At 39.6% G+C, this 914-nt stretch carries 1 protein-coding gene; it reads left to right on the top strand.

Annotated features, from left to right (window positions below; translation table 11 throughout):
- Positions 1-446 precede the first annotated feature (446 nt).
- Complete coding sequence (locus ACFSO0_RS10340) at positions 447-815, top strand: hypothetical protein (protein WP_376879672.1); 369 nt, start codon at positions 447-449, stop codon at positions 813-815.
- Positions 816-914: the final 99 nt, after the last annotated feature.

Genomic DNA, 914 nt, shown 5'->3' with positions numbered 1-914 from the left:
TTCTCGTGATGAACCTGGAACGCCGCTTGCGGCTTCTTTTCGTCTACATTTTCAACATGCTGCTGAATCGTACCACGTACAGACAATTCGCACTGTAACGAATCGTTCAGCAAGCCCTATGTAGAAAATGGCAAAGAAATAGTCCGCATAGTAGTCTTGTAATAGACGATCAGCCAATTGAGGATGGGCTTAAATATCAAAATGACGATGAATCTGAATCTCTAGAATTTATACGAGTTGTTGGGGAAAGAGGGATTCATTGTGGTGTAAGACACATTAAGAAGGATGAAGATGGAGAATGGCGGACAGATGTAGTTGGATATAAAACAAACGAAGACTTTCGAGTCGCGATTGTAGCATCGAGGGCGAATTTTAATGTTGCGACGTACACACCACTTCCCTTAAAGCCGTATATTGTGTCCTTGCTTTTGCGTGAAACTGGTCTGATGTTAGACGATGGAATTCCTATTGAGACAGTGGCAAAAGAAGTTAGTATCGAAAATATTTCTGAGATAGCCTCTCTAATAAACTCTGAACGCAAGAATTTACTACCTGTAGTTTATATAAGCAAGCATTTCTACGGTGATTATCTAGTCGATCCAAATCGGTTGGCTTTAAAATTATCTGGACTTGCACACGTATACTATGAATCAGACACGTTAGTCTCTCCAATGCTTCGAGATTTAACAAATGAAAAAAATTCTTACAACGGTAAGATTGGTATTTACTGGCCAGGTGGCGATCAGAATTTCTACTATAAAAGAGATTCTACCGATCATATCTCAAATATTATTAATTTTAGCTCTTCACCGTAAAACGTGCTTGATCTCCCTCTATCGCAGTTTTTCGTAGTTATGTAGCCGGTTTACACTCCAGTCTAATGCGAATCTTGAATCTCTCTAGATTGCGGTAGC

Source organism: Brevibacillus sp. GCM10020057 (assembly GCF_042683565.1).
Lineage (GTDB): Bacteria > Bacillota > Bacilli > Brevibacillales > Brevibacillaceae > Brevibacillus.
The sequence above is the reverse complement of the archived record's forward strand: the minus strand, read 5'-3'. Positions and strand labels throughout refer to the sequence as shown.

Excerpts from the sequence above, each read along its gene's own strand:
- ACFSO0_RS10340 (WP_376879672.1), top strand. The coding sequence starts at position 447 with ATGTTAGACGATGGAATTCCTATTGAGACAGTGGCAAAAGAAGTTAGT.